The organism is Bacteroides sp. 3_1_23 (assembly GCF_000162555.1).
Classification (GTDB): domain Bacteria; phylum Bacteroidota; class Bacteroidia; order Bacteroidales; family Bacteroidaceae; genus Bacteroides; species Bacteroides ovatus.
Genome location: NZ_GG774949.1, coordinates 21,058 through 42,545 on the forward strand (window position 1 = coordinate 21,058; position 21,488 = coordinate 42,545).

A 21,488-nucleotide genomic window follows, 5' to 3' on the forward strand; every position below is an offset into this window, starting at 1 on the left:
CTATTATTATAGAGGTTATACTTTACTGAATAACTATATGTTTTACATCAAATAGCCACATGGTTTATTCAAAATAACCGCATGTTTAAACTGTTCCATATATTGTGGGAATTTACTCCCTCATATTATGGGAATGTTTTCTCTTATATTGTGAGACTACTTTCCCACAATAGATGTAACCATCTTCTTTATTAATTCTTCGTCCGCCACATACGGCATTGTTATCTGATAATCTCCAGCATGGGACTCATTAAATGCCTCACTCGTTTCCATCGCATGCGGATTACGCGCCCACGAACGGCGGGCTACTCCTCCCATTACGTCCCAAAGCATTGCCGAACGAAGTATTTCATCTACCCGTTCGCTACCGTCGCATACCATACCAAAACCGCCATTGATTGCTTTACCAATGCCGACGCCACCTCCATTGTGTAAGGCTACCAGACTCATTCCACGGGCACAATTTCCGGCAAAACATTGCACAGCCATATCTGCCATCACATTACTTCCGTCTTTGATATTCGACGTCTCCCGGAAAGGAGAATCCGTACCGCTTACGTCGTGATGGTCTCGTCCCAGCATAATAGGGCCTACTTCACCCCGGCGAACCATCTCATTGAAACGGAGGGCAATGTTCATTCTCCCAACTGCATCCTGATACAGAATACGTGCCTGTGTACCCACCACGAGCTGATTTTTCTGCATCATGTATCCAATTGTAGTTGTCAAGATCCTGTCCGCGCCGGTTGACGTCGATACATTCCATAGCCGCATGGTCTGTTTTTATCAGATCTTCGTGTTTGCCACTCAAGCAAACCCATCTGAACGGACCGTAGCCGTAGTCAAAGAGTTGGGGTCCCATAATATCCTCGACATAACTTGGCCAGATAAATCCGTCTTTTTCATCAACACCATTATAGGAGATTTCTTTTACTCCGGCATCGTATATGGCTTTCATAAAAGAATTTCCATAATCAAAGAAATAAGTTCCGCGGGCTACCAATTTCTTGATGACTTCGAAATGACGGCGCAGAGATATGTCTACCAAGTGACGGAATTGCTCCGGCGATTCGTGAAGAAGGCGTGTGCGTTCCTCGAAAGTCAGTCCGGCTAGGCAGTATCCGCCTTCGTAAACGGCGTGACAGGAGGTTTGATCGGATAATAGTTCGATCAAAATCTTTTCGCGCTCGGCATATTCGAGCAGGTCTACTATATTTCCATGATAGGCAATGGAACAAGGTTCACGACGTCGCATTGCTTCAGTTGCCATCCGGTATGCTTCTATGATATCTGCAGTCACATGCCCTACCCATCCCTGGCGGTAGCGTGTTTCAATGCGTGAACGATCTACTTCGGTTATGATGGAGACTGCTCCTGCTATTTCGGCTGCTTTAGGTTGTGCACCACTCATTCCTCCCAAACCGGAAGAAATAAATAAATGTCCCCGCAAATCTTGGTCTTGTGGAATTCCGAGTTTCAATCGTCCGGCATTCAGGAGGGTGTTGAAAGTGCCATGCACAATGCCTTGAGGACCGATATACATCCAGCCTCCGGCTGTCATTTGTCCGTAATTGGCAACTCCCATCTGGGCGGCAATATGCCAATCATGTTGATTGTCGAATTGTCCGATCATCATCGAATTGGTAATTATAACGCGGGGAGCATCGGGACGGGAGCGGAAAAGCCCCAATGGATGTCCGGATTCAATAACCAGTGTCTGTTCCTGGGTAAGTTCTTCCAGATATTGCTTAATCAGTCGATATTGCATCCAATTTTGGCAAACTTGCCCGGTTTCACCATAAGTAACAAGTTCGTAGGGATATAAGGCTATATCGAAGCAAAGGTTATTGTCAATCATTACCTGAAAGGCTTTGCCTTCAATACATTGCCCCTGATATTCATCAATCGGCTTTGCTTTCAAGTCTCCGGCAGGACGGAAACGGTATCCGTAAATCCGCCCGCGAGTGCGTAGTTCTTCCATAAATTCAGGAGCCAGTTGTTCGTGCCACTCGGAGGGAATATAACGCAAAGCGTTTTTTAAAGCTGTGATGGTCTGCGCCGGGGTAAGTGTATAACCACGGTCGGGAGCTCTCCGGATACCTTCTACAAAATCCGGATAAGGAGGTAGCGTGTTGCCAAGAGTTATTCTCATAATAAACAGAATTAAGGATTACAAACTGTAAGCAATACAGTCTTATAACTCTTCGCAATATAGAAAAAAAGAAGATAAAAGACAAGAGAAATAACAGATTTATTATCAGAAAGGCATTATTACATTTACTGCTTAATAGAATGGTAAGATACAGGCAATGTCAGGAGTCTCTTATGCTTTTATACAGATACAAATGCAGGTCTTTTATCCAAACGGACTAATAGGGCTTTTATTAAAATGGATAGCGGATTTTTCCATTAAATCAAAGCTATGAGTTCTGTGTTATTTGCATAATCCGCACCCTAATCATATCACTATGACCATGATTGTATTATGAACATACTCTTTCTCTGCTATACCAACAGAGATCGACAAAATTACTTTTTTTGTTTATTCCGCAACTCCAACAAATATTTAAAGGTATGCTTCGCCTCCTGACTATCATCTTTCAAATATGCCTGTTTCAGTTCCGGATAATTCTTCAATAATTGAAGCATTTTATCTTTTCCTAGAAAATCGACTTTTCCTGTTTCACCATTTAGCTCATAACAGACGCGTTTCGTAACCAAACTTGAAGCGGCAAGAGCATCGCCAATATTCCCTCCCAGTTTTACGTCATCCTCTTCTACAAAGTTTCCTCCGATAACCGAACCTAGAGGCATGGCACAAAAATAGATATTTTTACCCAATTGAACGGCAGGGGCATACCATGCTCCAAAGCGTAACTTTTTATAGCGCAACTTACGACAATTCAAATATAAATCTCCTTTTTCGTCACGCACGGCAAAACAACGCTTCTTCAAGCGTCGACACATCGACTCGTCATCACCGGCCGTTATCCGGTAATCAGCCCCTCCTGTCAATACAATCTGATTTCTGGAACGTTTTTCTACACGCAACACGGCTGTTGTATCACCATGTTGAGCCAGCAACTCTTTCAGGTTGGAATAAATAATATTCTGCGCAATTAACGGAAGGCTAATCACGCTTATCAGCAAACATAAGATACATCCTTTCTTCATAAGCATCCTCCTTTCCTGTCTAACGCCTTTTCGAGTGGAAAGTTATAAATTTTAGCGGATAAATGCAAGAATGAGGAAAGAAATATTGAAAAAAAGCTGCTACCAGGAAATGCCCCCTACTCTTATTAAACGGAAACAGAACTTATATACCCCATTCCTTACAGCTAGTAAAGGCATTATCCAGACAAGTCATAGTATGAGCTTGTTATTCCTTTCTATCTTCCGTTAATAAACAGTAAATCTGCTCTCGACAAAAACAAGCTCTTATCCCGACCGTCATGAATTATATTACCTTTGTGGAAAAGAATTAAATTTGTCATGGAAAAACAAGAACAGATCATTACTACATATCAGCAAATCATTCAGAAAACAGAACTGGAGTTACAGAATGCACGGAAACGTATCTATTATATCAGTCTTCTCCGCCTGATCTTATTCGTAGGAGCTGTAGCAAATGTCATTATCTTTTGGTCTGATGGGTGGCTATGTCTCTCTGCTTTCGCTATCTTACCTTTTATCTTATTCATCTGGCTGGTAAAACGCCATAATTTCTGGTTCTACCGAAAAGACTTTCTGAAAAAGAAAATAGAAATCAATGAGCAGGAGCTACGTGCCATGCAATATGACTTTTCTGATTTTGATGATGGAAAAGAATTTGTTAATCCATCTCATCTCTACACTCTTGATTTAGACGTATTTGGCGAACATTCTCTTTTCCAATACATCAACCGCACTGCAACGCCTATTGGCAAACTGCATCTTGCAAACTGGTTCAATGCACATCTGGAAAACAAAGAAGCTATTGAACATCGCCAGGAAGCTATACATGAATTGTCCACAGACTTAGAATATCGCCAACAAATCCGCTTACTCGGCTTACTCTATAAAGGAAAACCTGCCGATACCACCGAAATCAAAGAATGGGCAAACAGTCCAAGTTATTATCGGAAGCGTACACTTCTACGCATCCTCCCGACAGCGGTAACGATCATTAATTTCTTATGTATAGGTCTAGCCATTTTAGGTATTATCTCGGCCAGTATTGCAGGAGGAGTGTTTGTTGGCTTTGTATTATTCAGCACTATTTTTTCTAAAGGAATCACTAAACTACAAACGACCTACGGAGAAAAGCTACAAATTCTTTCGACATACGCTGACCAGATTCTTCTCACTGAACAGAAAGAAATGCAAAGTCATATACTGCAAAAGTTAAAAACGGAACTTACAAGTCAGAATCAAACCGCTTCTCAAGCAGTACGCCAGCTTTCAAAACTGATGAACGCGCTCGATCAACGAAGCAATCTGCTAATAAGCACGATACTCAATGGACTGATATTCTGGGAGCTGCGCCAAGTGATGCGAATCGAGAAGTGGAAAGAAATCCACGCATCTGACCTTCCCCGCTGGATAGAAACCATCGGAGAAATTGACGCTTATTGTTCTCTGGCAACATTCGCATATAATCATCCGGATTACATCTATCCTACCATTGCTGCTCAATCTTTCCATCTGCAGGCTGAAGCTTTGGGGCATCCTTTAATGGATCGCAACAAATGTGTACGCAACGGAATAGACATTGAAAGACGTCCTTTCTTTATTATTATCACAGGAGCCAATATGGCAGGAAAAAGCACGTATTTACGTACTGTAGGAGTGAACTATCTACTAGCATGTATAGGGGCTCCCGTTTGGGCAAAGCGGATGGAAATATATCCGGCTCGCCTCGTCACCAGCCTTCGGACCAGTGACTCCTTAGCCGACAACGAATCTTATTTCTTTGCCGAACTCAAGCGACTTAAATTAATCATAGACAAGCTTGAAGCAGGAGAAGAACTTTTCATCATCCTTGATGAAATATTGAAAGGTACAAACTCTATGGATAAACAGAAAGGTTCTTTCGCCCTCATCAAACAATTCATGCACATGAACACCAATGGCATCATCGCCACTCATGACTTGTTGCTAGGAACTTTAGTGGACTCTTTCCCACAAAATATCCGGAATTACTGTTTCGAAGCTGACATCACGAACAACGAACTCACCTTCTCTTACCAAATGAGAAACGGAGTTGCGCAAAATATGAATGCCTGCTTTTTAATGAAGAAAATGGGGATCGCCGTCATTAACGACTAATCCCCATCCTTGTATGAAAATCAAAGTTTTCTATTGCAGTAACATCCAAAACCGGCTTTATTTAGTAGCAGCAAACTGAATATAAAATTTCAAGCTACCTGTTTTAATGTGTCGGAAAAAACAAAGTTAAACAGGTTTTGTAGATATACTTTTACTGCATTTTACTTTTTGCCAGAAATGCTATTACCGCTGAAGCTTGTTCATCAGTGAAATACTGCACTGATGTTATTGGCTGATATGTATAAGGTATAAACTGGAATAACTGTACAGCTGCAAACTTTTTATCAGCAGAAAGTATCACATCCATACGTATATTACCACTAGCCTCACTCTTTATATTCGAACCTGCAGAGAATGAACCCGAATTCACAAGATTCCTCAAAGCATCCATGTGTTTCAAATCAAAGAATATACTATGCTCTTTAGCCACACTTTTGGTTGGCAAATAAATAACTTCTTTTGATTTCCAGAAGAGACGGAAAATCCCCATAAGGAATAAACCTGTTCCCAGAACCATCAAAGCCATACTAACCGTAGAAGACTTATCTTCCAATTCGAAAGTAGAAGCAAAAGCTAAAATACCGACCAATAACATTACAGAAGAAATTAAAGCTCCTGAAACACTTGTACGTTTTGCGATATCGGGGTGTGAAGATGCGAAGATAGTAGCATCAATCGTTTGAATAGTTGCCATAATATTTAAAGTTTAAATTATTAGTAAAAATATAAAGATAAAAAGGATATAGTCACCGGTATTACAGAAGATACCAGTAACCACAAAATAAACAATACCAATAAATAGACTACTAAATAATTATACGCCTCAAAGTATATACATAGTATTCACTTGATGGCTGGCAATAATAGGAAGTTGTTGTACCATAAATCCGCCCCCAGTGTTGTGAAAGTGAGTTATCACGATCAGCACAACATTGTAGCGCATTTTTTAAAGAAAAGAAATATTCTCCAAGTTGCACACGTTGAATACGTGTTACAGATATCTGATGGCTTTGCAAGTTGTTCAATTCAGCCACTGGCTTACCAGGAAGATCCGGTGCGCTGATTTCCCCATGCTGTCTCATTGCATATGTAATAGCACGCTCCTGTTCATCCACCACTTTCGCAGTAGAAACATTGCCTGCTATGCTATGAAAAGCAACAGTCAGCAACAGAAACAATATTACCTTTACAAATTTTGCCATATTCACCTGCAAATATAACAGATTCTCTCTATGAAAAGTTCTATTAAGATATATTTTAATGTATCTTAGTATTAGTAAACGGCAGACAAACAAAAAAGGCTACCCTCACAGGTAGCCTTTTTTATATCTATAAGAATAACTGTAAAATTATTCAGCTGATTCAGCTTTTGGTTCTTCAGCCTTAGGAGCTTCAGTTGCAGGAACTTCAGTTGCAGGAACTTCAACAGCAGCAGGAGCAGCTTCAGCAGCTTTCTTCGAACGACGAGTACGAGTAGCTTTCTTAGCAACTTTTTCTTTAGCCATGTTTTCATTGTAGTCAACCAACTCGATGAAGCACATTTCTGCATTGTCACCCAAACGGTTACCAGTCTTGATAATACGAGTATAACCACCCGGACGATCAGCAATCTTAACAGAGATTTCTTTGAACAGCTCTGTTACTGCAATCTTATCTTGCAAGTTGCTAAATACAACACGACGAGAGTTCGTAGTATCTTCTTTAGACTTAGTAATCAAAGGCTCAACAAACTTTTTCAAAGCTTTCGCCTTTGCAACAGTCGTAGTGATTCTTTTGTGCTTGATCAAAGAGCAAGCCATGTTAGATAACATAGCGCTTCTATGAGAAGCAGTACGACCTAAATGATTGAATTTTTTATTATGTCTCATTTTTTATTCTTTATCTAATTTATATTTAGAAATGTCGGTTCCAAACGACAGATTCAGACTTTCCAGCAAATCATCAAGCTCGGTAAGCGATTTCTTTCCGAAGTTTCTGAATTTTAGCAGGTCAGTTTTGTTGAATTGTACCAAGTCGCCGAGAGTTTCTACGTCAGCAGCCTTCAAGCAATTGAGGGCACGAACTGACAAGTCCATATCAACGAGTTTAGTTTTCAACAGCTGACGCATGTGCAATACTTCTTCATCAAACTCTTCATTGCCATCAGTATCATTACTTTCAAGCGTGATCTTCTCGTCAGAGAACAACATGAAGTGATAAATCAGAATTTTTGCAGCTTCTTTCAGCGCTTCTTTCGGATGTATAGAACCGTCGGTACTAATTTCAAGTACTAGCTTTTCGTAGTCAGTCTTCTGTTCTACACGGAAGTTTTCTACAGCATACTTGACATTACGTATCGGTGTATAAATAGAGTCGATTGGAATTACATTAACATCCGTGCAATACTCGCGATTCTCATCAGCAGGTACATAACCACGGCCTTTGTTAATTGTAATATCAATCTGCATAGTTGACTTAGAATCTAAATGACAAATAACTAATTCCGGATTTAACACTTCAAATCCAGTCAAATACTTACCTATGTCACCTGCTTTAAATTCACTGGAATTCTCGACAGTGATGCTCACTTTTTCGCTCTCGAACTCTTCAACTACTTGCTTGAATCTCACTTGTTTCAGATTCAAGATAATGTTGGTAACATCCTCTTTTACTCCAGGTACACTAGAAAATTCATGCTCCACACCATCGATTCTGATAGTAGTGATAGCAAAACCCTCTAATGAAGAAAGAAGGATTCGGCGTAATGCATTACCTACAGTAATACCAAAACCCGGTTCCAACGGACGGAATTCGAATTTACCGAATCTGGAGTCCGCCTCCAACATTAATACTTTATCAGGTTTTTGAAATGCTAATATCGCCATGAAATTAATTATTATTTAGAATACAATTCAACGATCAAATGTTCTTTAATGTTCTCAGGAATGTCTGCTCTTTCAGGTATGTGCAACATTTTACCAACCTTAGAAGCTTCGTCCCATTCCAACCAAGCATACTTGCTATGATTGAAACCTGCAAGAGAATTAGCAATTACTTCCAAAGATTTAGATCTTTCACGAACACCAATCAATTGTCCTGGTTTTACTGCAAATGAAGGGATGTTTACCACTTCACCATCTACAGTAATGTGCTTGTGACTAACCAACTGACGAGCAGCAGCACGTGTAGGAGCAATTCCCAAACGGAATACTACGTTGTCAAGACGGCCTTCCAGCAATTGAAGGAGTACCTCACCGGTAATACCTTTAGCAGTAGCTGCTTTTTCAAACAAATTGCGGAATTGTTTTTCTAAAACTCCATAGGTGTATTTAGCTTTCTGCTTTTCACGAAGTTGCACACCATATTCAGAAGTTTTTCTTTTTCTTGAATTACCATGTTGTCCGGGAGGATAGTTCTTCTTTGACAAAACTTTGTCAGCCCCAAAGATTCCTTCACCGAATTTACGGGCGATTCTCGATTTTGGTCCAGTATATCTAGCCATTTCTTTTAAATATTTAATTGTTTATTCATGAACTTAATTTGTTGCAGCCGCGATTACAGAGAGAAATTAAATGTAATCCAAAAACAAAATCAAGATCATTGTGTAAGTTAAAGGTAAATTAAACTCTACGTCTTTTCGGAGGACGACAACCATTATGTGGAAGCGGAGTCACGTCAATGATTTCAGTAACTTCGATACCAGCACCGTGGATAGTTCTAATAGCAGACTCACGTCCGTTACCTGGACCCTTCACATATGCTTTTACCTTTCTCAGGCCAAGATCGAATGCAATCTTTGCACAATCCTGGGCAGCCATCTGCGCTGCATAAGGAGTATTCTTTTTAGAACCTCTAAATCCCATTTTACCAGCAGATGACCAAGAGATAATCTGCCCTTCACTGTTTGCAAGAGAAACAATAATATTGTTGAAAGATGAATGAACATGCAACTGTCCATTAGCGTCTACTTTCACATTTCTCTTTTTAGCTGCAACTGTTTTTTTTGCCATATCAACAATTATTATTTAGTAGCTTTTTTCTTATTAGCAACGGTTTTCTTTCTACCTTTACGAGTACGTGCATTGTTCTTAGTGCTCTGACCTCTAACAGGCAGACCAATACGGTGACGTACACCACGATAGCAACCAATATCCATTAATCGCTTAATGTTCAATTGGATTTCAGAACGAAGATCACCTTCCACTTTATACTCTGCACCGATAATCTCACGAATCTTAGCAGCTTGATCATCTGTCCAGTCTTTAACCTTCAGATCTTTATCTACACCAGCTTTATCTAAAATTTTTGCTGAACTACTGCGACCTATTCCATATACATAGGTCAACGCAATTTCACCTCTTTTGTTCTGAGGTAAATCTACACCAACTATTCTTATAGCCATATACTTAATTATTTTTTTTGCAAAAATAACAAATTATCCTTGACGTTGTTTATACTTAGGATTTTTCTTGTTAATAACATACAAACGGCCATTACGTCTAACGATCTTACATTCTGGCGTGCGTTTCTTTAATGATGCTCTTACTTTCATATCTTATTTTATTTATATCTAAACACAATTCTTCCTTTCGATAAGTCGTAAGGAGACATTTCGACTCTCACTTTATCTCCCGGCAAAATCTTGATGTAATGCATCCGCATCTTACCTGAAATATGTGCAGTAATCTCATGTCCGTTTTCTAATTCAACACGAAACATTGCATTTGACAATGCTTCAACTATAACTCCATCTTGTTCTATTGCAGATTGCTTTGCCATATTATATTGCTTTATCTCCTAAAACTTCTTCTATGAATTTGAATGAAGACAAAATATCAGCTTCACCAGCTCCAACAGCTATCGTATGTTCAAAATGTGCAGCACATTTACGATCTCTGGTCCTCACAGTCCATCCATCACGTTCCATAATCACTTGTCGATCTCCCAATGTTATCATCGGCTCTATCGCTATGCAAAGGCCTCTTTTCATCAAAGGTCCATATCCTCTTTTACCATAATTAGGCACTTGAGGATCTTCGTGCATCTCTTTACCAATGCCATGACCAACAAACTCACGCACTACACCATAAGAGTGAGACTCACAATATTGCTGAATAGCATACCCGATGTCTCCGATTCTTTTGCCTTGCACTGCGTTCTGAATGCCAATATATAACGCTTCTTTAGTTACCTTCAACAAGTTACGAATTTCTTCGTCCACCTCTCCTACACAAAAAGTATAAGCAGAATCACCACAAAAACCATTCATGTAAGTTCCGCAATCCACTGATACGATATCGCCATCTTTCAGTACAATATCCCCTGGGATTCCATGTACAACCTGCTCATTAACAGAAGTACAAAGAGATGCGGGAAATGGTTCTCCATATTGATTCGGAAATCCTTTGAAAGTTGGAGTTGCCCCATGATCTCTAATGAACTCTTCAGCAACCTTATCCAACTCACGTGTAGTTACACCAGGCTTCACCAGTTTGGCAACCTCTGCAAGAGTTTTACCAACAAGCAGGTTACTCTGACGGAGCAATTCTATTTCATCTTCTGTTTTAAGAAATATCATTTCTAATCTAAAGAATTAATATGCCGCTACACCAGCGCGTCCTTTAATACGACCAGACTTCAACAGACCATCATAGTGTCTCATCAACAAATGACTTTCAACCTGTTGCAGTGTATCAAGAACAACACCTACAAGAATTAACAAAGATGTACCGCCGAAGAATTGAGCAAATCCTGCTTGCACTCCGAATATACCGGCAAAAGCAGGCATAATAGCAACTAAAGCCAAGAAGAAAGAACCCGGCAAAGTAATACGAGACATTATATCATCAATATACTCTGCTGTTTTCTTTCCCGGTTTAATACCAGGGATGAAACCATTATTTCTCTTCATATCCTCAGCCATCTGAGTCGGATTAATTGTAATTGCAGTATAGAAATATGTAAATAATATAATCATTACCGCAAAAACAAAATTATACCAGAAACTTGTATGATCTGTAAACGCATGCAAGAAACCGCCCGCATCATTTACATTTGAAAAACCGATAAACGTAATTGGAATAAACATGATTGCCTGAGCAAAAATGATAGGCATAACACCAGCAGCATTCACTTTCAAAGGAATGTATTGTCTAGCACCACCATATTGCTTGTTACCAACAATTCTTTTTGCATACTGTACAGGAATCTTTCTTGTACCTTGTACCAAAAGAATAGCAGCACCAATCACTAATAACAAGAATACGATTTCAATTATAAACATGATCAAACCACCACTCTTATTTGCTACTCTGGATACAACTTCTTGCAACAAAGCATCAGGGAAACGAGCGATAATACCAATCAAGATGATAAATGAAATACCGTTACCAATACCTTTATCAGTAATTCTTTCACCAAGCCACAAAATAAACATACTACCTGCTGCCAAAATAATGGTAGAGGTAACCATAAACAGAGTCCAATCTAATGAAGCATTTAAGGAAGGGCCAGCCTGCATTTTAAGATTGAGCAAATAAGAAGGGGCCTGAACTAACAATATAGCAATCGTCAAATAACGAGTATATTGATTCATTTTTCTTCTGCCGCTCTCACCTTCGCGTTGCAGCTTCTGGAAATACGGCACAGCGATTCCCAACAACTGGATTACGATAGATGCAGAGATATAAGGCATGATTCCTAATGCAAAAATAGAGGCATTAGAAAATGCTCCTCCAGAGAACATATTTAACAAGGCTAAAAGGCCTTCACTTGTTTGTTCGTGCAATTTTGCCAGCATTGCCGGATTGATACCTGGTAATACGACATATGATCCGAAACGGTAAATTGCCACAAACAATATGGTGATGAGGATCCGCTGTCTCAGATCCTCAATCTTCCATATATTCTTTAATGTTTCAATAGCTTTTCTCATTGAATCAGAGTTTTACTACAGTTCCACCAGCAGCTTCAATAGCAGCAGTTGCAGTCTTAGAGAATGCATGAGCTTCTACTTCCAGCTTGTTAGTCAGAGTTCCGTTACCCAATACTTTTACCAACTGATTTGAAGATATAAATCCTGCTTCGATAAAGTCGTTTACACCAATTTTTGCCAAGCTCTTAGCTTCAGCAAGTTTCTGGATAGTATCCAGATTGATGGCTTTATATTCTACACGATTGATATTCTTGAAACCAAATTTAGGAACTCGACGTTGAAGAGGCATCTGACCACCTTCAAAACCGATCTTCTTAGAGTATCCAGATCTTGATTTAGCTCCCTTATGACCTCTTGTAGAAGTACCGCCTAAGCCAGAACCAGTTCCACGTCCAATTCTTTTTCTTGTCTTAGTAGATCCCTCTGCAGGTTTTAAATTACTTAAGTTCATATTGTAATTTCGTTTTATTATTCAACAAATAATTACTTAACAATGGCAACCAAGTGTTTTACTTTATCTACCATCCCAAGAATTGAAGGAGTGCTTTCGTGTTCAACCACACGGTTCAATTTACGAAGTCCCAGTGCATCGAGAGTTCTTTTCTGATCAGCTGGAGCACCAATTCTACTTTTAACTTGTTTAATCTTTATAGTTGACATATCTCCTCCTTATCCTCTAAATACTTTTTCAACACTAATACCTCTGTTCTGAGCAACCATTCTTGCATCACGCATTTCACTTAAAGCTTCGATTGTAGCTTTAACAAGGTTGTGCGGATTTGAAGAACCTTTAGATTTAGCCAAAACGTCAGTAACACCAACACTCTCCAATACAGCACGCATAGCACCACCAGCTACAACACCAGTTCCGTGAGATGCAGGTTTGATGAATACTTCAGCACCACCAAATCTAGCTGATTGTTCATGAGGAACAGTACCTTTCAAAATAGGCACTTTCACCAGGTTCTTTTTAGCTGATTCAACACCTTTAGCGATAGCAGCTGTTACTTCACCTGCTTTACCAAGTCCCCAACCAATGATACCTTCTTCGTTACCTACAACAACGATTGCAGAGAAACTAAAAGTTCTACCACCTTTGGTAACTTTAGTAACACGATTAATAGCAACTAATCTATCTTTCAGTTCTATATCGTTAGTAATCTTAACTCTATTATTAACTCCTGCCATAATGATTAAAATTTAAGTCCACCGTTACGAGCAGCATCAGCTACTTCTTTTACTCTCCCATGATACAAGTAACCATTACGGTCGAAAACAACAGTAGTTATACCTGCTTCCTGAGCCTTTTTAGCAATCATTTCACCCACTTTAGCAGCTTGTTCTTTTTTAGCAACTTTATCAGTCAAACCTAAAGAAGAAGCGGCAGCCAGTGTCTTACCAGAAAGATCATCGATAATCTGGACATAAATTTGCTTGTTACTTCTAAATACACTCATACGCGGACATTCAGTAGTACCTGAAATTTTGTTGCGTACTCTATATTTGATCTTAACTCGTCTTTCTATTTTTGTTGTCATAATAATCTAATTTTATATGAATTACTTAGCGCCGGCTGATTTACCAGACTTTCTACGAATTACTTCGCCAACAAACTTAATACCTTTACCCTTGTATGGTTCAGGCTTACGGAAAGAACGTATTTTAGAGCAAACTTGACCAAGCAATTGTTTGTCACACGATTCCAATATAATAAGAGGATTCTTATTTCTTTCAGACTTAGTTTCAACTTTTACCTCAGCAGGTAATTGAATGAAAATATTGTGTGTATAACCTAAAGCAAGCTCAATGATGTTACCTTGGTTAGAAGCACGATAACCTACACCAACAAGTTCCAGTTCCTTCTTGTATCCTTCAGATACGCCCACAACCATGTTGTGAACCAAAGAACGATACAAACCGTGGAAAGCATGTTTTTGCTTTGGGTTATCAAGCATTTCTTTATCGTTTTCTGTTAAAGTTACGTGTCCGTCTTCAATGGCAACATTGATAGCAGGATTCACATATTGGCTCATTTCGCCTTTGGGTCCCTTTACGGTAACCACATTATCCTTCAGAGTGACTGTCACTCCAGCAGGGATACTAATGGGTAATTTTCCTATTCTTGACATTCTAATTCCTCCTAATTAATATACATAACACAAGACTTCACCACCGATCTTCAGTTCTGCAGCCTCTTTGTTAGTCATTACACCTTTGGAAGTAGATATTATAGCAATACCCAACCCATTAATAACACGCGGCATATCTTTGTAACCAGTATACTTACGCATACCCGGAGAAGATATTCTTTCTAACTTTTTGATTGCGTTAACTTTGTTAACAGAATCATACTTCAAGGCAACCTTAATAGTTCCTTGAGGACCATCTTCTACAAACTTATAATTAAGAATGTAGCCTTTTTCAAAAAGAATCTTAGTGATTTCTTTTTTCAAGTTCGAAGCGGGAACTTCAACAACTCTGTGCTTTGCACCAATCGCGTTCCGCAACCTCGTTAAATAATCTGCTATTGGATCAGTCATATAAAAATAAATTAAATTAATCAGGACTACCCTGACAATATTTAAACAATAATTACCAGCTTGCTTTTTTTACGCCTGGGATCAGTCCGTTAGATGCCATCTCACGGAATTGAATTCTCGAAATTCCGAATTGACGAATATAACCTTTAGGACGTCCAGTCAGTTTGCAACGGTTGTGCATCCGAATCGGATTAGAATTCTTTGGCAACTCTTGCAACTTCTGTGCAGCTTCAAAAGCATCAGCAGGATCACCTGTTCTTACGATTTGCTTCAAAGCAGCTCTTCTTTCGGCGTATTTGGCTACTAATTTAGCACGTTTTACTTCACGTGCTTTCATTGATTCCTTTGCCATATCTATTAGTCTTTTTTAGCGTTTTTAAAAGGTAAACCGAATTCCTTCAGCAAAGCATAACCTTCTTCATCTGTTTCCGCAGAGGTTACAAAGGTAATATTCATTCCGAGAATTCTTGTAATACTATCGATATTTATTTCAGGGAAAATGATTTGTTCCTGAATACCAAGGGTATAGTTACCTTTACCATCAAACTTACTTTCGATACCTTTGAAGTCACGAATACGAGGAAGAGCTACACGAACCAATTTTTCAAGGAATTCGTACATTCTTTCACGACGTAAAGTTACCATAACACCAATCGGCATTTTTTTACGCAACTTAAAGTTTGCGATATCTTTACGAGAAATGGTAGCTACAGCTTTCTGACCTGTGATAGCTGTCATTTCATTGATTGCAACTTCGATAATCTTCTTATCAGCAACAGCCATACCTAACCCTTGATTGATAACAATCTTCTTAAGTACGGGTACCTGCATTGTAGAAGAATACTGGAACTGTGATTTCAATGCAGGTGCTATACGCTCTGCATATTCTTTCTTAAGACTAGCAGTATTACTCATTACTTAATCTCCTCTCCTGATTTTTTAGAATAACGCACTAAAGTTCCTTCCGAACTCTTTTTTCTCCCAATACGCGTTGCTTTACCAGTTTTTGGATCAACCGGGTTCAAGTTTGAAATGTGGATAGAAGCTTCCTGCTTCACGATACCACCTTGCGGATTCTTAGCATTCGGTTTTGTGCTTTTAGATACCATATTGATACCTTCTACAAATGCACGTCCTTCTTTAACAAGAACCTTCAATACACGACCAGTTTTGCCCTTATCTTCGCCAGCATTTACGTAAACTGTATCGCCTTTTTTAATATGTAATTTACTCATTACTTAAATCTTTTACAAATTAAAGTACCTCAGGCGCAAGTGACACAACTTTCATGTTTGTAGCACGAAGTTCTCTTGCTACAGGACCGAAAATACGACTACCTCTAATTTCACCTGCATTATTCAACAACACGCAAGCATTATCATCAAAACGTATATAAGAACCATCAGGACGACGGATTTCTTTCTTTGTACGTACAATCAAAGCCTTTGATACTGCACCTTTTTTAACATCACTAGAAGGGATAACACTCTTCACTGAAACTACAATGACATCCCCCACTGAAGCATAACGACGACCTGTACCACCCAAAACGCGGATACACAACGCCTCTTTCGCTCCACTGTTATCACATACTGTAAGTCTGGATTCTACTTGTATCATAATTACTTAGCTCTTTCAATTATTTCTACTAATCTCCATCTTTTAGTCTTGCTCAAAGGACGAGTTTCCATGATGCTTACAGTATCACCGATATTGCATTCATTCTTTTCATCGTGAGCATGGTACTTCTTCGTTTTACTAACGAACTTACCATATATAGGGTGTTTTTCCTTAAATTTGGCAGCAACTGTGATGGTCTTATCCATCTTATTGCTCAACACAACCCCTGTTCTTTCTTTTCTTAAATTTCTTGCTTCCATCAAGCTGATCATTTATTGTTAAGTTCTCTTTCGCGCAATTCTGTTTTCATACGCGCAATAGTCCTGCGTAATTGTTTGATTTGAGCAGGATTTTCCAAAGGAGAAATAGAATGATTAATAACCATTTGGTTATAATTAGCTGTTTCCGCCTCTACTCTTTCTACTAAATCATTAGTAGTCATTTCTTTTATTTCTGCAATTTTCATAACACTTACGCATTTTGATTTTGAATATCATAATCACGTCTTACGACAAACTTCGTTGTAATAGGAAGCTTTTGAGCAGCTAAGCGCAATGCTTCTTTCGCGATTTCGTAAGATACTCCTTCAGCTTCAATAATGATTCTACCTGGAGTCACAGGAGCTACAAATCCCTCTGGAGCACCTTTACCTTTACCCATACGTACATCGGCAGGTTTTCTAGTGATCGGTTTATCCGGGAATATACGGATCCAGATCTGTCCTTGACGTTGCATATATCTTGTTACTGCAATACGAGCAGCTTCGATCTGACGGCCTGTAATCCACTTAGTCTCCAAAGCCTTTATGCCAAAAGAACCAAAGGCCAGCTGGTTGCCTCTCTGGGCATTACCTTTCTGACGGCCTTTTTGTTGTCTTCTGAATTTTGTCTTTTTCGGTTGTAACATAGTTTCCTAAAATTCAAATTCGTTTAGCGATTATTTTTCTTTCTTTTGAAGTTCTTTCCGCCGTTGTTTCCACTATTGTTTCCACGACCACTTTCTTTGCTTTGTGTAAAGTTCGGAGCCAATTCTTTCTTACCAAACACTTCACCTCTACAAATCCAAACTTTGATACCTAAAAGACCTACTTTAGTCAATGCTTCTGCATGACAGTAGTCGATATCAGCTCTGAAAGTGTGCAACGGAGTTCTTCCTTCTTTATACATTTCAGAACGGGCCATTTCAGCTCCATTCAAACGTCCTGAAATCTGAATTTTGATACCTTCAGCACCCATACGCATTGTGTTTGCGATAGCCATTTTGATGGCACGGCGATAGGCAATTTTACCTTCAACCTGACGAGCGATGTTGTTAGCAACAATCACAGCATCCAGTTCCGGTCTCTTCACTTCAAAGATATTGATTTGAATATCTTTGTCGGTAACCTTCTTCAACTCCTCTTTTAACTTATCAACTTCTTGGCCACCTTTACCGATAATAATACCCGGGCGAGCAGTGCAAACAGTAATAGTAACGAGCTTCAGCGTACGTTCAATTACGATTCTTGATACACTTGCTTTTGCAAGTCTTGCATTAAGATATTTACGGATTTTGCTATCTTCCAGCAAAGAATCACCGTAATCATTTCCACCATACCAGTTAGAATCCCATCCTCTGATAATTCCTAAACGGTTGCTTATTGGATTAACTTTTTGTCCCATCTACCTTAATTTTGATCTTCGTTATTACTTTTAGCACCAACGAACAATGTTACGTGATTTGAACGTTTGCGAATTCTATAACCTCTACCCTGTGGTGCCGGTCTCATTCTTTTGAGTGTAGCTCCACCATCAACAAAAATCTGTGTTACGAACAACTCGCCACTTTCCGCTTTACGTTCGTTTTTCTGTTCCCAGTTAGCAATTGCAGAGCGAAGCAATTTTTCCACTCTTGCAGCAGCTTCTTTTGAAGAAAATTTCAAAACACCAAGTGCTCTGTTCACTTCCATACCACGGATCATGTCTGCAACCAGACGCATCTTACGCGGAGAAGTAGGAACATTTTGCAATTTTGCAAAATACATGGTCTTAAGGGCTTCTTTTCTCTTTTCAGCCGATATTTTTTTTCTTGCTCCCATTATTATTTATTACTTTATTATTTCAAATAAATCCTGTTATCTTTTCTTGTTACCAGCGTGTCCTCTGAATGTACGAGTTGGAGCAAATTCGCCCAACTTGTGTCCTACCATATTCTCGGTAACATAAACAGGAATAAATTTATTTCCATTGTGAACTGCAACTGTATGGCCTACAAAATCAGGCGAAATCATTGAAGCTCTGGCCCAAGTCTTTACTACGACTTTCTTACCTGATTCATTCATGGCAAGAATTCTCTTTTCAAGCTTAACGTTAATATATGGACCTTTTTTTAATGAACGACTCATAGTTTACTCAATTAATCAGATTACTTTTTTCTTCTCTCAATAATGTACTTAGACGACTGTTTCTTAGGAGCTCTAGTCTTAAGTCCCTTAGCGTACAATCCCTTACGTGATCTTGGGTGACCTCCAGAAGCACGTCCTTCACCACCACCCATCGGGTGATCAACCGGGTTCATTACAACACCACGGTTACGAGGACGACGTCCTTGCCAACGAGAACGTCCAGCTTTACCTGAACTTTCCAATCCATGATCAGAGTTACCTACACTACCGATAGTAGCTTTACAAGTGCTAAGAATCTGTCTAACTTCACCTGAAGGCAACTTAATTACACAATACTTACCCTCACGAGAAGTCAACTGTGCAAAGTTACCAGCTGAACGAACCAGAGCAGCACCCTGTCCCGGACGTAATTCGATATTGTGAATCACAGTACCCACCGGAATGTTTTGAAGAGGAAGAGCATTACCAATCTCTGGCGCTGCTGTTTCACCTGACATCAGAGTCGCACCAACTTGCAATCCATTGGGAGCAATAATATATCTTTTTTCTCCATCAGCGTAAAATAACAGAGCGATACGAGCCGAACGATTCGGATCGTATTCAATTGTTTTAACTACTGCTGGAACACCGTCCTTATTTCTCTTGAAATCAACAATTCTAATCACCTTTCTATGACCGCCACCAATGTAGCGCATAGTCATCTTACCTTCGCTGTTACGACCTCCAGATGATTTCTTACCATATACAAGAGACTTTTCTGGTACTGATGCAGTAATTTCTTCGAAAGTACCAATAATTTTATGTCTTTGCCCCGGTGTTGTGGGCTTAAATTTACGTACTGCCATTTTTATTAAATATTGCTATAAAAATCAATAGTATCTCCTTCTTTCAATGTCACGATTGCTTTTTTGAAAGCATTCGTACGACCATTGATGATACCTGCTTTGGTATAACGGCTCTTATTTTTGCCAGCATACTTCACAGTATTCACATCAACTACTGTAACATTATAAAGAGCTTCAATTTCCTTCTTAATTTCCAGTTTGTTAGCTTCAGGACGTACAACAAAGCCGAAACGATTCAGCTTATCTGTGATTGCAGTCATTTTCTCTGTTACCAACGGTTTAATAATAATTCCCATTATTTAAGCCTCCTTTTTAAATTAAGATATTGTCAATAGCCTTCAGAGAGTTTTCAGTAAGCACAACAACCCCAGCATTCAATACTCTGTAAGTATTTAATCCCGAGATAGTCTGCACATTAGCACCCTCAATGTTACGAGCTGACAAATATACGTTTTTATTTGCTTCCGGTAAAATTACAAGTAGCTTTTTATCGGAAACTTTAAGATTTTTTGTCATTGCAACGAAATCTTTTGTCTTAGGAGCTTCAAATGTGAAATCCTCAACGACAACGATTGCATCGTTTTGAGCTTTATAAGACAAAGCTGACTTACGAGCCAATGTCTTAACTTTTTTATTCAACTTGAAGAAGTAGTCTCTTGGTTTCGGACCGAAAACGCGGGCACCACCTACAAGAACCGGTGAGTTCATATCACCACGACGAGCTCCGCCACCACCTTTCTGGCGACCGATCTTACGAGTTGAACCACTGATTTCACTTCTTTCTTTTGACTTATGAGTACCCTGACGCTGATTAGCCATAAATTGTTTTACGTCCAAATAGATAGCGTGGTCGTTGGGCTCAATTCCGAAGATAGATTCGTTTAACGTAACCTTTCTCCCAGTGTCTTCACCTTTAATGTTATATACGTTAACTTCCATTATTTCTCAATTAATACGATTGAACCTTTGCAACCCGGGATAGAACCTTTAATCAAAAGAAGGTTATGATCCGCGATTACTTTTAATACCTGCAAGTTTTGTACAGTGACTCTGTCACCACCAAGTTGTCCACCCATGCGCATTCCCTTGAATACTTTTGCAGGGTAAGAACAAGCACCAATAGAACCCGGTTTACGAGCGCGGTTGTGCTGTCCGTGAGTAGCCTGACCCACACCACCAAAACCATGTCTTTTTACTACACCCTGGAAACCTTTACCTTTAGAAGTTCCAACAACGTCAACAAAGTTAGCATCGTTAAACATCTCTACGGTAATAGTATCACCCAGATTCAAATCTGTTCCAAATTCTTTGAACTCAGCCAAGTGTCTCTTCGGTGTTACTCCTGCTCTTTTAAAATGTCCCATCAACGGTTTAGTTGTATGTTTTTCCTTTTTGTCCTGAAAACCCAACTGAACAGCTGCATAGCCATCTTTTTCTACAGTTTTAACTTGAGTAACAACACAAGGACCTGCTTCGATAACAGTGCATGGTACATTTTTACCATCGGCACTGAAAACGGATGTCATTCCGATTTTTTTTCCTAATAATCCTGGCATTTCACTAATTTTTAATTATCAAACTTTAATTTCTACTTCCACACCACTTGGCAATTCCAACTTCATCAGAGCATCTACTGTCTTAGCTGTTGAGCTATAGATGTCGATCAATCTCTTATAAGAAGAGAGTTCAAATTGCTCACGAGACTTTTTGTTTACGAAAGTCGAACGGTTCACAGTAAAGATACGCTTGTGCGTAGGCAGAGGTATCGGACCGCTAACAATAGCACCTGTAGCTTTTACAGTTCTTACAATTTTCTCAGCTGACTTGTCAACCAAGTTGTGGTCGTAAGATTTCAATTTAATTCTAATTTTCTGACTCAT

34 protein-coding genes and 1 pseudogene are annotated in these 21,488 nt (G+C 39.2%); 1 reads left to right on the forward strand and 34 read right to left on the reverse strand.

Features of this window, described 5'->3' with window-relative positions; genetic code table 11:
- Positions 1-156: 156 nt before the first annotated feature.
- Together HMPREF9010_RS23825 and HMPREF9010_RS23820 are read right to left on the reverse strand one after the other, a co-directional pair.
- A pseudogene (locus HMPREF9010_RS23825) lies at positions 157-2,152 on the reverse strand (urocanate hydratase).
- Between the two features lie 377 nt (positions 2,153-2,529).
- Positions 2,530-3,174 (reverse strand): DUF6563 family protein, encoded by a 645-nt coding sequence (locus HMPREF9010_RS23820; RefSeq protein WP_004307524.1) that lies wholly within the window; start codon positions 3,172-3,174, stop codon positions 2,530-2,532.
- Positions 3,175-3,492: 318 nt separating this feature from the next.
- Here HMPREF9010_RS23820 and HMPREF9010_RS23815 point away from each other — a divergent pair, with 318 nt between their 5' ends.
- Positions 3,493-5,307: a MutS family DNA mismatch repair protein gene (locus tag HMPREF9010_RS23815; RefSeq protein WP_008646315.1), complete on the forward strand. Its 1,815-nt coding sequence runs from the start codon at positions 3,493-3,495 to the stop codon at positions 5,305-5,307.
- A gap of 151 nt (positions 5,308-5,458) precedes the next feature.
- Here the strand turns inward: HMPREF9010_RS23815 and HMPREF9010_RS23810 are convergent, their stop codons facing one another.
- From HMPREF9010_RS23810 to rpsJ, 32 genes are all read right to left on the reverse strand, one after another.
- A complete protein-coding gene (locus HMPREF9010_RS23810) occupies positions 5,459-6,001 on the reverse strand; it encodes a hypothetical protein (RefSeq protein WP_008646316.1) in 543 nt (180 codons plus the stop codon).
- Between the two features lie 112 nt (positions 6,002-6,113).
- Entirely contained in the window at positions 6,114-6,509 is a 396-nt protein-coding gene (locus tag HMPREF9010_RS23805; protein ID WP_004296323.1) for a hypothetical protein, read from the reverse strand.
- 147 nt (positions 6,510-6,656) lie between these two features.
- Positions 6,657-7,175, reverse strand: a complete 519-nt coding sequence (rplQ, locus tag HMPREF9010_RS23800) for a 50S ribosomal protein L17 (protein ID WP_008646318.1) — start codon at positions 7,173-7,175, stop codon at positions 6,657-6,659.
- A 3-nt stretch (positions 7,176-7,178) separates the two neighbouring features.
- On the reverse strand, positions 7,179-8,171 hold the full coding sequence (locus tag HMPREF9010_RS23795; protein ID WP_004296325.1) for a DNA-directed RNA polymerase subunit alpha: 993 nt from the start codon (positions 8,169-8,171) through the stop codon (positions 7,179-7,181).
- An 11-nt stretch (positions 8,172-8,182) separates the two neighbouring features.
- On the reverse strand, positions 8,183-8,788 hold the full coding sequence (gene rpsD / locus HMPREF9010_RS23790; protein ID WP_004296326.1) for a 30S ribosomal protein S4: 606 nt from the start codon (positions 8,786-8,788) through the stop codon (positions 8,183-8,185).
- A 118-nt stretch (positions 8,789-8,906) separates the two neighbouring features.
- Positions 8,907-9,296, reverse strand: a complete 390-nt coding sequence (gene rpsK, locus HMPREF9010_RS23785; RefSeq protein ID WP_004296327.1) for a 30S ribosomal protein S11 — start codon at positions 9,294-9,296, stop codon at positions 8,907-8,909.
- A gap of 11 nt (positions 9,297-9,307) precedes the next feature.
- Positions 9,308-9,688 carry a 30S ribosomal protein S13 gene (gene rpsM, locus HMPREF9010_RS23780; protein ID WP_004296328.1) on the reverse strand — a complete coding sequence of 127 codons (381 nt, stop codon included), beginning with the start codon at positions 9,686-9,688 and terminating at the stop codon, positions 9,308-9,310.
- Positions 9,689-9,721: 33 nt separating this feature from the next.
- A complete protein-coding gene (ykgO, locus tag HMPREF9010_RS25065) occupies positions 9,722-9,838 on the reverse strand; it encodes a type B 50S ribosomal protein L36 (RefSeq protein WP_002558051.1) in 117 nt (38 codons plus the stop codon).
- An 8-nt stretch (positions 9,839-9,846) separates the two neighbouring features.
- On the reverse strand, positions 9,847-10,065 hold the full coding sequence (gene infA / locus HMPREF9010_RS23775) for a translation initiation factor IF-1 (protein WP_002558052.1): 219 nt from the start codon (positions 10,063-10,065) through the stop codon (positions 9,847-9,849).
- Between the two features lies 1 nt (position 10,066).
- The gene (map, locus tag HMPREF9010_RS23770) at positions 10,067-10,864 is read right to left on the reverse strand and encodes a type I methionyl aminopeptidase (protein ID WP_004296329.1); all 798 of its coding nucleotides are present in this window, start codon (positions 10,862-10,864) and stop codon (positions 10,067-10,069) included.
- Between the two features lie 15 nt (positions 10,865-10,879).
- Entirely contained in the window at positions 10,880-12,220 is a 1,341-nt protein-coding gene (gene secY, locus HMPREF9010_RS23765; RefSeq protein ID WP_004296330.1) for a preprotein translocase subunit SecY, read from the reverse strand.
- A 4-nt stretch (positions 12,221-12,224) separates the two neighbouring features.
- On the reverse strand, positions 12,225-12,671 hold the full coding sequence (gene rplO / locus HMPREF9010_RS23760; protein WP_004296331.1) for a 50S ribosomal protein L15: 447 nt from the start codon (positions 12,669-12,671) through the stop codon (positions 12,225-12,227).
- 32 nt (positions 12,672-12,703) lie between these two features.
- Positions 12,704-12,880, reverse strand: coding sequence for a 50S ribosomal protein L30 (gene rpmD / locus HMPREF9010_RS23755; RefSeq protein WP_004296332.1), 177 nt, complete (start codon positions 12,878-12,880; stop codon positions 12,704-12,706).
- A gap of 9 nt (positions 12,881-12,889) precedes the next feature.
- The gene (rpsE, locus tag HMPREF9010_RS23750; RefSeq protein WP_004296333.1) at positions 12,890-13,408 is read right to left on the reverse strand and encodes a 30S ribosomal protein S5; all 519 of its coding nucleotides are present in this window, start codon (positions 13,406-13,408) and stop codon (positions 12,890-12,892) included.
- Positions 13,409-13,413: 5 nt separating this feature from the next.
- The gene (gene rplR, locus HMPREF9010_RS23745; protein ID WP_004296334.1) at positions 13,414-13,758 is read right to left on the reverse strand and encodes a 50S ribosomal protein L18; all 345 of its coding nucleotides are present in this window, start codon (positions 13,756-13,758) and stop codon (positions 13,414-13,416) included.
- 21 nt (positions 13,759-13,779) lie between these two features.
- Positions 13,780-14,349, reverse strand: coding sequence for a 50S ribosomal protein L6 (gene rplF, locus HMPREF9010_RS23740; RefSeq protein WP_004296335.1), 570 nt, complete (start codon positions 14,347-14,349; stop codon positions 13,780-13,782).
- A gap of 15 nt (positions 14,350-14,364) precedes the next feature.
- Complete coding sequence (gene rpsH / locus HMPREF9010_RS23735; protein ID WP_004296336.1) at positions 14,365-14,760, reverse strand: 30S ribosomal protein S8; 396 nt, start codon at positions 14,758-14,760, stop codon at positions 14,365-14,367.
- Between the two features lie 52 nt (positions 14,761-14,812).
- Positions 14,813-15,112: a 30S ribosomal protein S14 gene (gene rpsN, locus HMPREF9010_RS23730; protein WP_004296337.1), complete on the reverse strand. Its 300-nt coding sequence runs from the start codon at positions 15,110-15,112 to the stop codon at positions 14,813-14,815.
- 5 nt (positions 15,113-15,117) lie between these two features.
- Entirely contained in the window at positions 15,118-15,675 is a 558-nt protein-coding gene (gene rplE / locus HMPREF9010_RS23725) for a 50S ribosomal protein L5 (protein WP_004296338.1), read from the reverse strand.
- Positions 15,675-15,995, reverse strand: a complete 321-nt coding sequence (rplX, locus tag HMPREF9010_RS23720; RefSeq protein ID WP_004296339.1) for a 50S ribosomal protein L24 — start codon at positions 15,993-15,995, stop codon at positions 15,675-15,677. The genes rplE and rplX overlap by 1 nt, the downstream gene beginning before the upstream one ends.
- A 19-nt stretch (positions 15,996-16,014) precedes the next feature.
- Positions 16,015-16,380, reverse strand: coding sequence for a 50S ribosomal protein L14 (gene rplN, locus HMPREF9010_RS23715; RefSeq protein WP_004296340.1), 366 nt, complete (start codon positions 16,378-16,380; stop codon positions 16,015-16,017).
- Positions 16,381-16,382: 2 nt separating this feature from the next.
- Positions 16,383-16,652, reverse strand: a complete 270-nt coding sequence (gene rpsQ / locus HMPREF9010_RS23710) for a 30S ribosomal protein S17 (RefSeq protein WP_004296341.1) — start codon at positions 16,650-16,652, stop codon at positions 16,383-16,385.
- A complete protein-coding gene (gene rpmC / locus HMPREF9010_RS23705) occupies positions 16,649-16,846 on the reverse strand; it encodes a 50S ribosomal protein L29 (RefSeq protein WP_004296342.1) in 198 nt (65 codons plus the stop codon). The genes rpsQ and rpmC overlap by 4 nt, the downstream gene beginning before the upstream one ends.
- Before the next feature lie 5 nt (positions 16,847-16,851).
- A complete protein-coding gene (gene rplP / locus HMPREF9010_RS23700) occupies positions 16,852-17,286 on the reverse strand; it encodes a 50S ribosomal protein L16 (RefSeq protein ID WP_004291234.1) in 435 nt (144 codons plus the stop codon).
- A gap of 23 nt (positions 17,287-17,309) precedes the next feature.
- On the reverse strand, positions 17,310-18,041 hold the full coding sequence (gene rpsC / locus HMPREF9010_RS23695) for a 30S ribosomal protein S3 (protein ID WP_004296343.1): 732 nt from the start codon (positions 18,039-18,041) through the stop codon (positions 17,310-17,312).
- A 5-nt stretch (positions 18,042-18,046) separates the two neighbouring features.
- Positions 18,047-18,457, reverse strand: coding sequence for a 50S ribosomal protein L22 (rplV, locus tag HMPREF9010_RS23690; protein WP_004296344.1), 411 nt, complete (start codon positions 18,455-18,457; stop codon positions 18,047-18,049).
- 36 nt (positions 18,458-18,493) lie between these two features.
- The gene (gene rpsS / locus HMPREF9010_RS23685) at positions 18,494-18,763 is read right to left on the reverse strand and encodes a 30S ribosomal protein S19 (protein ID WP_004296345.1); all 270 of its coding nucleotides are present in this window, start codon (positions 18,761-18,763) and stop codon (positions 18,494-18,496) included.
- A 20-nt stretch (positions 18,764-18,783) separates the two neighbouring features.
- On the reverse strand, positions 18,784-19,608 hold the full coding sequence (gene rplB / locus HMPREF9010_RS23680; RefSeq protein ID WP_004296346.1) for a 50S ribosomal protein L2: 825 nt from the start codon (positions 19,606-19,608) through the stop codon (positions 18,784-18,786).
- A 5-nt stretch (positions 19,609-19,613) separates the two neighbouring features.
- Complete coding sequence (gene rplW / locus HMPREF9010_RS23675; protein WP_004296347.1) at positions 19,614-19,904, reverse strand: 50S ribosomal protein L23; 291 nt, start codon at positions 19,902-19,904, stop codon at positions 19,614-19,616.
- Positions 19,905-19,920: 16 nt separating this feature from the next.
- On the reverse strand, positions 19,921-20,547 hold the full coding sequence (rplD, locus tag HMPREF9010_RS23670; protein ID WP_004296348.1) for a 50S ribosomal protein L4: 627 nt from the start codon (positions 20,545-20,547) through the stop codon (positions 19,921-19,923).
- Positions 20,547-21,164 (reverse strand): 50S ribosomal protein L3, encoded by a 618-nt coding sequence (gene rplC / locus HMPREF9010_RS23665; protein WP_004296349.1) that lies wholly within the window; start codon positions 21,162-21,164, stop codon positions 20,547-20,549. The genes rplD and rplC overlap by 1 nt, the downstream gene beginning before the upstream one ends.
- An 18-nt stretch (positions 21,165-21,182) precedes the next feature.
- Positions 21,183-21,488 (reverse strand): 30S ribosomal protein S10, encoded by a 306-nt coding sequence (gene rpsJ / locus HMPREF9010_RS23660; RefSeq protein ID WP_002558075.1) that lies wholly within the window; start codon positions 21,486-21,488, stop codon positions 21,183-21,185.